The organism is Pseudomonas sp. 910_21, from assembly GCF_052850735.1.
Map to the genome: position 1 here is coordinate 872034 of NZ_VXCY01000002.1, position 12881 is coordinate 884914.

Sequence of the window (12881 nt, forward strand, 5' to 3'; positions counted from 1 at the left end):
AGGAAGAGTATGAGCAGGCTGGGTGTGGTTGTTTTGGTTCTTCTATTGGTTGGCTGTACGGCCAATGTAAAAACCTATGCTGTTCGTGGGGGCAGTGGTATCGAGATCGATTGTTCAGGTTTGGGGTCGGGTTGGGAGAAGTGCTACGCACGTGCTGCGAGTGAGTGTCAGGCTAGTGGTTACAGAGTTATCACCAAGTCGAGCGACGCCAGGGACGAGGAGGGAGATTATCCGTTCGGCTGGAATCCAGCGGGGTACCTCACACGTACGATGCTCGTGATGTGTCGATAGAGAGGCTTGGATTCTTGTATCTGGGTCTCTACCAGTGGCAAAAGAAGTTTGTGTTAGCAACTCAGCGCTTGGGCTGTTCAAAACCTTCAGGGCATGCTAAAACCTTTTGAGCACTGACCTAGCTGCTTGAAAAAGAAGGGAAAAATATGACGAAGTCGGAGTTGATCGAACGAATTGTCACCCATCAAGGGCTGCTGTCATCCAAGGATGTCGAGTTGGCCATCAAGACGATGCTTGAGCAAATGTCTCAGTGTTTGGCTACTGGGGATCGGATTGAGATTCGAGGGTTTGGTAGCTTCTCGCTTCACTATCGCGCTCCTCGGGTAGGTCGGAACCCAAAAACGGGTCAGTCAGTTAGCTTGGATGGGAAGTTTGTGCCCCATTTTAAACCGGGTAAGGAGCTTCGAGATCGAGTAAATGAAGAGGAGGGGGATGGGCTCTGAGTCTGTAGGCTAAGGAGTCATCACCATTCTGATTTTACTTAAAGTTAGCTTCTTTAGTGCGTTTATTGGTGTTTTTTAATGAATAAAGTTTTTTGAAAGTTGTTATATGGAGCTCTGGTTCTTCTAAAGTATTTCGGTGTTTTATAGATTGATGTATGTGTTGGGTTGTTTTTCTAGTGTGTTTTTAAGTAGAACTTTTATTTGATTTGTTGGTGTGTGTTTTGTAAAAGCTTGGTGCTTCGCTAAATTTTTATAAGGTTGCGAGGATTTTTTGCTACTGGATGTGGATCGTCAGGGCTCTATAAGCGCATAATGCCGCTTTTCGAGTGCTTCAGATACTATCCTGTGGCGCCAGTTTAAGAAGGTATAGTAGGAAATGAGCAGGATCCTTTTGACAGGAGCATCCGGTTTTGTGGGAGGAGCTGTTCATGAATGCTTGTCTAAGATTTCAACTCAGAAGCTAACCTTGGCAGTACGTAAGCCAGTACAAGGGCTGCTATCCACTACGCTCACTGCTCAGATTGATCAGATTGATGGCTTTACGGACTGGGCTCAGGCCCTGTTGGATTGTGATGTCGTAATACACGCGGCTGCTCGTGTTCATGTAATGCATGATTCCTCTCTTGATCCTCTCGCTGAATTTCGGAAAGTTAATGTTGACGGAACGCTGAATCTTGCGCGACAAGCTGCGCAAAGAGGGGTGCGTCGTTTGATATTCATTAGCTCCATAAAAGTGAACGGTGAGGAGACTTCGCTTGATGCTCCCTACACAGCAGATATTGAGCCAGCTCCGGTGGATCCCTACGGAATTTCCAAGATGGAAGCGGAAAAGGGGCTTATGACCATCGCATCTCAAACTGGAATGGAAGTAGTGATCATTCGCCCTACGCTTGTATATGGTCCTGGGGTTAAGGCGAACTTCTTGAGTATGATGCAATGGTTGTATAGAGGTGTTCCTTTACCTTTTGGTGCTATACATAATCGCCGCAGTTTAGTTGCGCTGGGTAACTTGGTAGACCTGATTGTTACGTGCATTGACCATCCCAAAGCCGCAAATCAGACATTTTTGGTTAGTGACGGTGATGATCTGTCAACAACTGTGTTGTTGGAAAAAATGGGAACTGCACTAGGGCGGTCTGCTCGCTTGTTGCCTGTGCCGAGTGGGTTTTTGAAGTTTGGTGCGGCCATTTTTGGGAAAAAAGCCCTGTCTCAACGATTGTGCGGCTCGCTTCAAGTTGATATCGCTAAGAATCGCGAGTTACTGGGGTGGACTCCACCTATATCTGTAGATGTCGCGCTTAGTCTTACGGCCAAGCATTTTCTTGACAGTCACTCCTGACTCTTCGTGCATATCAAGAGTGTTATTCATGAGATTTTTCATTGTTTAGATTGAGCAGTTCTAGTTCTAGTTGTAGTTGCTCTCTTGTTTTGAATTAGGGAAAAAAATATACATGGCAATCTGGTGGTTGATGTTGGCGGTGCTCGGCATTTCGCTTTTGTTGACTTGGGTGCTACGGCGCTATGCGCTAGCCCGCAGCCTGATGGATATTCCCAATAACCGTAGCTCTCATTCGGTGCCTACCCCAAGAGGGGGCGGGGTTGCAATTGTCTTGAGTTTTCTTGTAGCCAGTCCTCTTCTGACTTTTATTGCTGATGTGCCTTGGCCGTATATTTGGTCTCTATGGGGAGCGGGTGCGCTGACTGCTGTGATTGGTTTTCTGGATGATCATGGACATATAGCCGCACGTTGGAGGCTACTTGCTCATTTTTTTGCCTCGATTTGGGCGTTGGCCTGGCTGGGTGGTTTGCCTCCTGTACAGTTGCTGGGGGTTGACTTCAACCTTTCATGGGTTGGTCATTTTTTCGCTGTTTTCTATCTAGTCTGGATGCTTAATCTATATAACTTCATGGATGGTATTGATGGAATAGCTAGCGTGCAGGCAGTGAGCGCATGTCTTGGCGCATGCGTTATCTATTGGTTGGCCGGAGACATATCGTTGATCTGGATGCCACTGCTATTAGCCGTAGCAGTATTGGGATTCCTTTATTGGAATTTTCCTCCCGCGCGCATTTTTATGGGAGATGCGGGCAGTGGTTTTCTCGGGCTTATTTTAGGTGTGTTTTCAGTACAGGCTGCTTGGACCTCCTCACGTTTTCTTTGGGTTTGGTTGATTCTTCTTGGAGTATTCATCGTTGATGCGACTTTTACTCTGATTCGTAGATTGTTACGTGGAGATAAAGTTTATGAGGCTCATCGTAGCCATGCTTATCAGTTTGCCTCCCGTCAGTTTGGTCGACATCTGCCGGTGACTCTGGCAGTCATGGTCATCAACGTCCTTTGGCTGCTGCCAATTGCCATGTGCGTGGGGCTTTTCGACTTGGATGGTAGTATTGGACTGGTGCTGGCTTATGCGCCTTTGGTGGTCCTTGCTATCCGGTTTCATGCGGGGGAGTTGGAGAAAACCGGCTGATAAGGCTCGATGCCAGGGGTAGGGAAGTGAGTGCTCCGCATCAGTGTGTAACATAGATCGAGGCAAGAGGCCGGGGTTCGAAAAAAGAGATTATGGATAAAATACGAACATGTCTGTTAAGGCTTCCACGTCGACAGAAGCGAGTCCTGCAAGTCATCACCGACATTTTTTTGGTGTGGACTGCGTTATGGATGGCGTTTGTCGTTCGGTTGGGCTTTGATGACCTGAACAATCCCTTTATTGTGCATTTCTGGCTCTTTGCTAGCGCACCCGTCGTTGCCATACCTTTGTTTGTACGGTTCGGAATGTATCGTGCGGTCATGCGCTATTTTGGTAACGATGCCCTTATTGCAATAGTTAAGGCTGTGACGCTGTCGGCCTTGGTTCTTGCTTTGGTCGTTTATCTGTATAGCAATCATCAAACTGTGGTGCCACGCTCAATCGTGTTCAACTATTGGTGGTTGAGTATGGTAATGATCGGTGGGCTTCGGCTTGCTATGCGCCAGTACTTTCTGGGGGATTGGTTCACTACAGCCCAGCATGTGCCGTTCACCAATCGGGATGATGGTTTACCCAAGGTAGCCATTTATGGTGCAGGCGCGGCGGGCAATCAGCTGGTAGCAGCGTTGCGATTGGGGCGACTGATGCGTCCGGTGGCATTTATCGACGATGACAGCAGCATCGCTGACCGGATGATCGCGGGACTACAAGTATACAAACCCAAGCATTTGCAACAGATGATCGACGAAACAGGTGCGGAAGAGATACTTCTGGCTATCCCTTCGTCCACTCGTAGTCGCCGCAGAGAGATTCTGGGTTATCTGGAAGGTTTCCCCCTTCATGTTCGAAGTGTTCCTGGTTTCATGGATTTGGCCAGCGGACGAGTGAAGGTCGATGACATTCAAGAGGTAGACATCGCGGACTTGCTTGGACGTGACTCTGTGCCTGCTCAAGGCGATTTGTTAGCGCACTGTATAAAAGGGAGAACTGTTCTGGTGACAGGTGCGGGGGGCTCTATTGGATCCGAGCTTTGTCGACAGATTCTGTCCTTGAGCCCCACCACTCTGATACTGCTCGATCATAGTGAGTTCAATCTATACAGTATTTTGTCTGAGCTTGAACAGCGTGTGTCGAGAGAGGCGCGTATTGTAAAACTGCTCCCGATCTTAGGCTCTGTGCGTAACTACGAAAAGCTGTTGTCTGTCATGAAAACCTGGAGTGTCGAGACGGTTTATCATGCTGCTGCTTATAAGCACGTACCTATGGTGGAGCATAATATTGCCGAAGGCGTGCTTAATAATGTGATGGGTACGCTCAATACCGCGCAGGCCGCGTTGCAATCCGGCGTAGCTAACTTTGTACTGATTTCCACTGATAAGGCTGTTCGCCCAACTAACGTAATGGGTAGCACCAAGCGTTTGGCGGAACTCACTCTTCAGGCGTTGAGCGAAGAAGTGGCGCCAGTGTTGTTCAATGACTCTTCAAATATTTCGAGGGTAAATAAAACTCGTTTCACCATGGTGCGCTTCGGTAATGTATTGGGCTCCTCAGGCTCGGTCATTCCACTGTTCCACAAACAGATCAAATCAGGTGGTCCGTTAACGGTTACTCATCCGAAGATTACGCGTTATTTCATGACTATTCCGGAGGCCGCTCAGTTGGTGATCCAGGCTGGATCGATGGGGCAGGGCGGTGATGTATTTGTGCTGGATATGGGCGAGCCAGTGAAAATTGTCGAGTTGGCAGAAAAAATGATTCATCTATCCGGGCTGAGCATCCGCTCGGAAAAAAATCCTCACGGCGATATCGCCATCGAGTTCACCGGCCTTCGTCCCGGTGAAAAGCTTTACGAAGAGTTGCTGATTGGTGACAACGTAGTGGCCACGCAACACCCAATGATCATGAGCGCTAATGAGGATCATCTGTCTTGGGATGTGCTCAAGGCCAAGCTCAGCGAACTCCTTGCTGCGCTTGAGTCAGATGATTATGCAAGAGTTCGACAACTGCTTCGTGAGACGGTGAGTGGTTATACACCGGACGGTGAAATCGTCGACTGGGTTTATCAACAACGGCGTCTTAAGCCTTGAATCTACACAACCGGTAACCCTCCTGCTTTTGACTTGCCTGCGGCATCACCTAGGTTTGGAAGGCAGCTTCGGAAAAGCTGCTTTCCTTACTCGATGTCATGGAGCGTCACTATGCGTAACTCTTATTTCTTCTCGCTGATCTTTGCCTTTCTAGCCAGCCTTTCGCTCGCAGCTCAAGCAGCGCCTGTCGTCAAGGCGCAAGCTGCAGCTCCTGAGGCAGTAGAGCAGGCAACACCTCAAGTCAGCAAAATCAACCTTAATACTGCCGATATGGCTGTCCTGCAGCGCGAGCTTTTTGGTATTGGCGAGGCCAAGGCCAAGGCGATTGTCGCTTATCGTGAAGAGAACGGTCCCTTTGCTTCGGTGGATGAACTGCTGGAGGTCAAAGGTATCGGCAAGACTATTCTGGAGCGCAATCGAGACAAGCTCGTCGTCAACTGACCTGATCCAGTAGCAGTCGAAGGCCGGTCACTGACCGGCCTTCTGCATTTCAGGGCGGATTTGGAGCCTGGCAGTGAATCTGTATCACTGGGTTAGATTTTTTTCATGGTGTCGTAAAAATATTATAGGTGTAATGTTTTTTCGTTCGCCGGATCTTCCAATCGGAGGCGTTCATTACTTTCAAGTATTGTCAGGAGCACTGCTATGAGTTCGGTTCGATCCCAAGGTACGGCGGTGGTTACCGGTGCGTCATCCGGTATCGGTGCAATTTACGCTGAACGTTTGGCGGCGCGGGATTTCGATTTGCTACTGGTCGCCAGGGATGAGGGCCGTTTGCGGGCGGCAGCCGCAGCCCTCAGTACTAGGTATCAGGTTCAGGTTGAGGTATTGAAGGCGGATCTGACGCTCAAGGATGACCTGTTGAAGGTAGAGCAACGGTTGCGTGAAGACCCAGGCATCAGCTTGCTGCTGAACAATGCGGGCGTGGCTGCCAACGGGCCTTTGGCCGGCGCCGATCTGGATCAGATGGAGCGCATGATCCAGCTCAATGTGTTGGCCTTGACTCGTCTGGCTGGAGTGGCCGCGACGAGTTTTTCCGCGGCTGGGCGAGGGGCGATCATCAATATTGCCTCGGTGGTGGCGTTAATCCCTGAGCGCTTCAATGCAACTTACAGTGCTACCAAAGCTTACGTGCTCAGTCTGACTCAGTCGCTGCAGACTGAGTTGAAAGACAGTGGCGTTCAGGTTCAGGCGGTCTTGCCCGGGGTTACCCGTACCGAGATCTGGGAGCGTTCAGGCCTGGATGCAACGGCCATCCCGCCAGAGATGGTGATGGAGGCGGCTGAGATGGTGGACGCGGCATTGAGTGGTTTCGACCAGGGAGAGTTGATCACGCTGCCTTCGCTTCCCGACCCGGCGGATTGGCAAGCGCTGGTGGCCGCACGACTGGCCTTGGCTCCCAATCTTTCCAGGAACAGTGCCGCCGCGCGTTACAAGTAAGGGGGAGCTTGGAGCGGATTGTATTATTCCCGCTCCTGTTTCTTCAGGCCCTCACTGACGACCTCCAGTATCTGTACCGCCAGTTCAGGATTTTCCACGCTGCGCGATAGCATCAACGCTCCCACCAGGGTCGACATGATCATCAGGCTGCGTTGCGCCTTATCTCCACCTTGCAGGGTCGCTTCCACTTGGGCGAGCCTGGCATTGAGCACAGCATCGGTTGTGGGGCTGGGTTGGCCGCGCTGGCCGAGTTCCGAGCTCATGGTTGGTAGGGGGCAGCCTTGATGAGGTGAGCTGCGGTGCCACTCGGAAAGATAGTTGTCGATAAACGCTTGCAAAGGCTGTTCTTGTGCGAACAGTGCTGCGCAGTGGGCGTCAAGGTCTTGTGCTGCTGCGCAAAGGGCTTCTTCTACCAGATCATCCTTGGACTTGAAGTGGGAGTAGAAACCACCATGGGTCAAGCCCAGGGCCTTCATCAGGGGTTGTAAACCTGTTCCCCCTATTCCATCACGACGAAAACGTTCCGAAGCTTCTTTGATAATGCGTTGATGTGTCTGAGCTTTATGGTCTGCTGAATAACGCATTTGAGAAACCTCCACAACTAGAGCGCTATTTTAACCAAGGATCATCAGATCTTGTCCCTACTTATCAGTGGGGTTTTTTGCGTATTTACAGCTTTCCGACAGGTATGGAGGGTGTGGAAGGGTTATCAGGAGTTGGCACGATAAGTGACTAAGGTTTGATCACGAATTGTTGAACAATACTCGAGGTATTTCCATGAGCAGCGGTTTATCCCTGGCAGACCAGATTAGGGTGGAGCTGCGTGGGGACATTATCGGTGGTCGCCTGTCGCCTGGCATGCCGTTGGTGGAGAGCGAGTTGGTCAACATCTACAACGCTTCCCGCAACACCATACGTGAAGCTTTGCACTGCTTGGGCCAGGAGGGGTTGACCCACTATGTCCGTCATAAGGGCGTTGTGGTCAGACGCCTGAGCAGTGATGAGGTAAGGGATCTGTTCCGAGTGCGTCGGACTCTGGAGTTGCAGGCGATCGCCAGTGCAAGGCCGCTGAGTGAGAGCCAGACCGATCGGATGCTCGATGCCATCGAGGCGGCCGAACTGGCCAGGGAGCGTGAGGACTGGCGTGCTGTCGGTACCCATGGTTTGCGCTTTCATCAGCAGGTGGTGGGGCTACTGGATTCCCCCCTGTTCGATGAGTTTTTCACCAATGTAGTGGCGCAATTGCGTCTGGTGTTTTGTGCGGCGCCGGATGAAGCGTTGTTCCAGGCGCCCTGGCTGGTTCGTGACCGGCAGATTTACCAATGGCTGGTGGAGGGTGACAAGGCCCGCGCCGGCGAGGCAATGGAGGCATACCTGGATGACTCCGAGCGCCTGCTGCTGAATATGTTCAGTCAATCCTTCCGTCACTGAGTGAGGGCCATACCCATGTACAAAGACTATCCAGCGGCTTATCAGGTCAGCAAAGGTTCGGCGCTGCAGGTGGATACGACCTTTTATGAACGTATCCGTGATAACCGGGCACAACGTACGCTGATTGAGCAGTTCGAGGTTCCGATCCGTACCGGCCGGGCCTGGAAGGTGCCCGCCGGTCATGTGTTTCGAGTGACCACGCCGGCAGGCCCGCAAGTGGGTGACTTCAACGTCTGGAATGCCAATGACCCGCGGGAACGTCTATGGGCCGCACGTACTCGGCAACTCCAGGGAGCCCATGTCAGCACCCATGATCGGCTCTGGTCGAACCTGCCTTTCTTACGGCCACTGGTCACGATCACCGATGACAGCCTGGCGAATTATGGCATCGACGAGCATGGCGGGCGCCTGCACGATTTATTGGGCACCCGTTGCGATCCTTATGTGAATCGAATGCTTACAGGCGAGGATTTTCATCATCACTGCCATTCCAACCTGACGCGGGCGGTCCTGCCCCATGGCCTGACCGAGTTCGACGTACATGACGTATTGAATATTTTTCAGTGCACCGGCCTTAATCATGACGACATGTATTTCATGAAGGCCTGCCCGGCGCAGAAGGGTGACTATCTGGAGTTCTTTGCCGAAATCGACCTGCTGTGTGCACTGTCGACCTGCCCGGGGGGCGATCTTTCCTTGCCTATGTGGGGCCCCGAGGCTCAGGACCCTTTGAGTGTGTGCCGTCCACTGGGGGTGGAAATCTATCGTCTCGAAGAGTTACTGCTCGAAGGCTGGAGCCAGCCGGAACGGGCGGCCTACAACGGTCAGCACGGCTTGCACATCGCCAAGGCCGAATGGGAAAAGTAGAGCCTTGAACAGCCCCTTCAGCGTTGGACGAAGGGGCTGACGGGCTCAACGATCCCGCGCTTCCTTGGCATCCATTTCCGCGTTGCGTTCGGCTACGCGTTTACGTTGCTCATCAGTCAGCTCCACCTTGTTGGCGGTGTCGCGCAGCATCATCAAGCCGCCGACGATCGAACCGATAGCAACCACCAGAATCAACCAGGCATACCAGGGCATAGGGCTCTCCTTGAACGGCAGTTTCCCGAGGGCGAAGGTTCGCCCTCGGGACTGCCTGTAATGCTTTGAGTTAAAGCGTTTCGCACTGGTTCCATTGTATGCCTGATTGTTCTGGCCAGTAGCGCTCTATGCTTACAAACCGGTGAGCATGGCATCCGCCGGGGCATCGGCCCGCAGTTGTGCGGTGAGCTGGAAGTAAATGAAACCCAGCACCATGAAGCCGAGGAAGATCAGGCCAATCAGTGCGTTGAACCAGGCCATGGCCACCAGACACACCAGCGCCAGGGCCAGTGCGATGGCGGGTACCAGCGGGTAGCCCGGGGCGCGGAAGCTGCGTGGCAGGTCCGGTTCGGCCCGGCGCAATTTGAACAGGCTGAGCATGCTCATGATGTACATCACGATGGCGCCGAATACCGCCATGGTGATCATAGCGGCGGTCAGGGTCATGCCGCCCAGGTTGATCAGGCCGTCGCTGTAGATCGCGGCGATACCGATCAAGCCGCCGGCGATGATCGCCCGGTGCGGCGTCTGGAAACGTGACAGCCTGGCCAGGGATGCAGGCAGATAACCGGCACGGGCCAGGGCAAAGAACTGCCGTGAATATCCGAGAATGATCCCGTGGAAGCTGGCCACGAGGCCAAACAGGCCGATCCATACCAGCATGTGCAGCCAGCCGGAACTGTCACCCACCACGGCTTTCATCGCCTGGGGCAGCGGGTCGTTGATATTTGACAGGGTACGCCAATCACCTACGCCACCCGCGAAGAACATCACCCCCATGGCCAGCAGTACCAGGGTCAGGATGCCGCTGATATAGGCCTTGGGAATGGTGCGTTTGGGGTCTTTGGCTTCTTCGGCGGCCATGGCCGCGCCCTCAATGGCCAGGAAGAACCAGATAGCGAAGGGGATGGCGGCGAACATCCCGGCAATCGCCGGGGCACCGAAGGTGTCGGCTCCGGCCCAGCCATTGAGGGCGAAGTTGCTGAAGCTGAAGGCCGGTGCTACCACGCCCATGAATACCAGTAGCTCAGCCACCGCCAGTACGCAGACCACCAGTTCGAAGGTGGCCGCCAGTTTCACCCCGAGAATGTTCAGGCCCATGAAGACGAGGTAGGCACCCACCGCGGCATGCTTGGGGTCCAGCGCCGGAAACTGCACATTCAGGTAAGCGCCAATGGCCAGGGCAATGGCCGGAGGCGCAAAGACGAACTCGATCAGGGTGGCCAACCCGGCAATCAAGCCGCCTTTCTCACCAAAGGCGCGCCGGCTGTAGGCAAAGGGGCCTCCAGCATGGGGAATGGCCGTGGTCAGCTCGGTGAAACTGAATATAAAGCAGGTATACATGGTGGCGACCAGTAAAGAGGTCACAAGGAAACCAAGGGTACCGGCCACGCCCCAGCCATAGCTCCAGCCGAAGTATTCCCCGGAAATCACCAGACCGACCGCAATACCCCATAAATGCAACGTGCCCAAAGTGGGCTTGAGTTGTGTGTTCATCGGTTGCTCCCTGAACGGTTGGAAGTGCTCGGGACTGGTCTGTGCAGCGCCTATGCCAGTCTCGTGACGGCCGTCGTAAAGCCAGGAAAGCTGTCGTATCGAGGATGTTTCCCAGCTTTTTGTCGTCGATCGATATCAGTCTGGTGCATCCCGGTGCCTCCCATTGGGGCAAGGGAGCATCGGTGCTGCCGGTACCGTCCTCCAGCCGCCCGGGTAAACGCCGCATAAAGCCAGTCTTTACGCTTTCTTTATGGGCCGCCCACCCCGTCGATCTCGTTCCTTTACAGGCACCCTGCGGACAATGGCTGCATTCGCGGCAATCGCCGTACCTCGGAGACATTCCATGAACATTCTGGATGCGGTGTCACTGCTACTGGCAGTGGGCCTGTTCGTTTATCTACTGGTTGCGCTGCTGCGCGCGGATCGGAACTAGGAGCTGCGGCTATGCACAGTTATGACTATTGGCTGCTCCTCGCCTTCTTCGCCCTGGTGCTATTGCCCGCGCCTTGGCTGGGACGTTTCTACTACAAGGTCATGGAAGGCCAGCGCACCTGGCTGACCCCGGTCCTGGGGCCGGTGGAGCATGCGTGCTACCGGATTTCCGGGGTCGATCCACAGGACGAGCAGAGCTGGCAGAAATACACCTTGGCCTTGCTGGCCTTCAACCTGGCGGGTTTTGTCCTGCTGTTTGCCATCCTGCTGTTCCAGGATCATCTGCCGCTCAACCCGCAGAATCTTCCGGGACAGGAATGGACCCTGGCATTCAACACCGCCGTCAGTTTCATGACCAACACCAACTGGCAGTCCTACAGCGGTGAGGCTTCCCTGAGCTACCTCAGCCAGATGGTCGGCCTGACCGTGCAGAACTTCGTTAGCGCCGCCACCGGGCTGGCGGTGCTGGTTGCCTTGTGCCGCGGCATTGGCCGGCGTTCGGTGCGCACCCTGGGTAACTTCTGGGTCGACATGACTCGTGCGACCCTCTATGGCTTGCTGCCGCTGTGTTTGCTGCTGGCGCTGTTCCTGGTCTGGCAGGGCGTGCCCCAGACCTTTGCCCACTACGTGGATGCCCTGACCCTGCAAGGCAACGACCAGGTGATTCCCCTGGGTCCGGCGGCGAGCCAGATCGCCATCAAGCAGTTGGGTACCAACGGCGGTGGCTTCTTCGGTGTCAACTCGGCTCACCCGTTCGAGAACCCCAGCGCCTGGAGCAATCTGTTCGAACTGGTGTCGATCATCCTGATTCCCGTGGCCCTGGTGTTCACTTTCGGCCACTACGTCAAGGATCTGCGCCAGAGCCGCGCCATCATCGCCTGCATGTTTGCCCTGTTCCTGATTGGCGGCGCCACCTCGTTGTGGGCGGAGTATCAACCCAACCCGGCGCTGCAGAATGCTGCGGTGGAGCAGGCGGCGCCTCTGGAAGGCAAGGAAGCGCGCTTCGGCACGACCGCCACGGTGCTCTGGTCGGTGACCACCACGGCCGCGTCCAACGGTTCGGTGAACGGCATGCATGACAGCCTGAATCCCCTGAGCGGGATGGTGGCGCTGATCAACATGATGGTGGGTGAGGTGATCTTCGGCGGGGTTGGCGCCGGCCTCTACGGCATGTTGCTGAACGTGTTGATCGCGGTATTCCTGGCTGGGCTGATGATTGGTCGCACCCCGGAGTACCTGGGCAAGAAGCTTCAGGCCAAGGAAGTGCAATTGCTGGTGGTGACCCTGATGGTGATGCCCATTGGCGTTCTCGTTCTCGGTGCCCTGGCCGCCAGCCTGCCTGGCCCGGCCGCCGCCATCAGCAACCCAGGACCCCACGGTTTTAGCCAGTTGCTGTACGCCTACACCTCGGCCAGCGCCAACAACGGTTCGGCCTTTGGCGGCTTCAGTGCCAACAGCCCCTTCCATAACCTGATGCTGGGCCTGGGCATGCTGATCGGACGTTTCGGCTACATCCTGCCGGTGCTGGCCCTGGCTGGCAGCCTGGGGCTGAAGAAAACCGCACCCATCGGCCAGAACAGCTTTCCCACCCACGGCCCGTTGTTCGTGGCTTTGTTGACCGTGACCATTTTGCTGGTGGGCGGCCTGACCTTCCTGCCGACCCTGGCGTTGGGCCCAATCGCTGAACACTTGAGCATGGGCTTCTGAGG

At 54.3% G+C, this 12881-nt stretch carries 14 protein-coding genes; 11 read left to right on the forward strand and 3 right to left on the reverse strand.

What is annotated here, in order from left to right:
• The first annotated feature begins 9 nt into the window (after positions 1-9).
• The 7 genes from FW796_RS09165 (at position 10) to FW796_RS09195 (ending at position 6732) form a co-directional block, all read left to right on the forward strand.
• Positions 10-291: a hypothetical protein gene (locus tag FW796_RS09165; RefSeq protein ID WP_346632197.1), complete on the forward strand. Its 282-nt coding sequence runs from the start codon at positions 10-12 to the stop codon at positions 289-291.
• Between the two features lie 146 nt (positions 292-437).
• Positions 438-734, forward strand: coding sequence for an integration host factor subunit beta (ihfB, locus tag FW796_RS09170; protein WP_072442827.1), 297 nt, complete (start codon positions 438-440; stop codon positions 732-734).
• A 376-nt stretch (positions 735-1110) separates the two neighbouring features.
• On the forward strand, positions 1111-2073 hold the full coding sequence (locus tag FW796_RS09175; RefSeq protein WP_404937458.1) for a UDP-glucose 4-epimerase family protein: 963 nt from the start codon (positions 1111-1113) through the stop codon (positions 2071-2073).
• Between the two features lie 112 nt (positions 2074-2185).
• Positions 2186-3205: an MraY family glycosyltransferase gene (locus FW796_RS09180; RefSeq protein WP_404937457.1), complete on the forward strand. Its 1020-nt coding sequence runs from the start codon at positions 2186-2188 to the stop codon at positions 3203-3205.
• 92 nt (positions 3206-3297) lie between these two features.
• Positions 3298-5292: a polysaccharide biosynthesis protein gene (locus FW796_RS09185; RefSeq protein ID WP_404937456.1), complete on the forward strand. Its 1995-nt coding sequence runs from the start codon at positions 3298-3300 to the stop codon at positions 5290-5292.
• A gap of 111 nt (positions 5293-5403) precedes the next feature.
• Positions 5404-5733 (forward strand): ComEA family DNA-binding protein, encoded by a 330-nt coding sequence (locus FW796_RS09190; protein WP_346632194.1) that lies wholly within the window; start codon positions 5404-5406, stop codon positions 5731-5733.
• Between the two features lie 204 nt (positions 5734-5937).
• Positions 5938-6732, forward strand: a complete 795-nt coding sequence (locus tag FW796_RS09195) for an SDR family NAD(P)-dependent oxidoreductase (protein ID WP_446439266.1) — start codon at positions 5938-5940, stop codon at positions 6730-6732.
• A 23-nt stretch (positions 6733-6755) separates the two neighbouring features.
• On the opposite strand, the gene FW796_RS09200 is transcribed toward FW796_RS09195, so the two are convergent.
• A complete protein-coding gene (locus FW796_RS09200) occupies positions 6756-7316 on the reverse strand; it encodes a TetR/AcrR family transcriptional regulator (protein ID WP_346632192.1) in 561 nt (186 codons plus the stop codon).
• 193 nt (positions 7317-7509) lie between these two features.
• Between FW796_RS09200 and FW796_RS09205 the strand changes: the two genes are divergently transcribed.
• A complete protein-coding gene (locus FW796_RS09205; protein ID WP_404937454.1) occupies positions 7510-8163 on the forward strand; it encodes a GntR family transcriptional regulator in 654 nt (217 codons plus the stop codon).
• Between the two features lie 15 nt (positions 8164-8178).
• A complete protein-coding gene (locus tag FW796_RS09210) occupies positions 8179-9030 on the forward strand; it encodes an urea carboxylase-associated family protein (protein ID WP_404937453.1) in 852 nt (283 codons plus the stop codon).
• 45 nt (positions 9031-9075) lie between these two features.
• Here FW796_RS09210 and FW796_RS09215 read toward each other — a convergent pair whose 3' ends face one another.
• Positions 9076-9243 (reverse strand): DUF2897 family protein, encoded by a 168-nt coding sequence (locus FW796_RS09215; protein WP_016964082.1) that lies wholly within the window; start codon positions 9241-9243, stop codon positions 9076-9078.
• Between the two features lie 132 nt (positions 9244-9375).
• On the reverse strand, positions 9376-10740 hold the full coding sequence (gene eat / locus FW796_RS09220; protein WP_346632189.1) for an ethanolamine permease: 1365 nt from the start codon (positions 10738-10740) through the stop codon (positions 9376-9378).
• Between the two features lie 343 nt (positions 10741-11083).
• Between eat and kdpF the strand changes: the two genes are divergently transcribed.
• Both kdpF and kdpA read left to right on the forward strand, forming a co-directional pair.
• Positions 11084-11173, forward strand: coding sequence for a K(+)-transporting ATPase subunit F (gene kdpF / locus FW796_RS09225; RefSeq protein ID WP_016964080.1), 90 nt, complete (start codon positions 11084-11086; stop codon positions 11171-11173).
• A gap of 11 nt (positions 11174-11184) precedes the next feature.
• A complete protein-coding gene (gene kdpA, locus FW796_RS09230; RefSeq protein ID WP_404937452.1) occupies positions 11185-12879 on the forward strand; it encodes a potassium-transporting ATPase subunit KdpA in 1695 nt (564 codons plus the stop codon).
• Positions 12880-12881 lie beyond the last annotated feature (2 nt).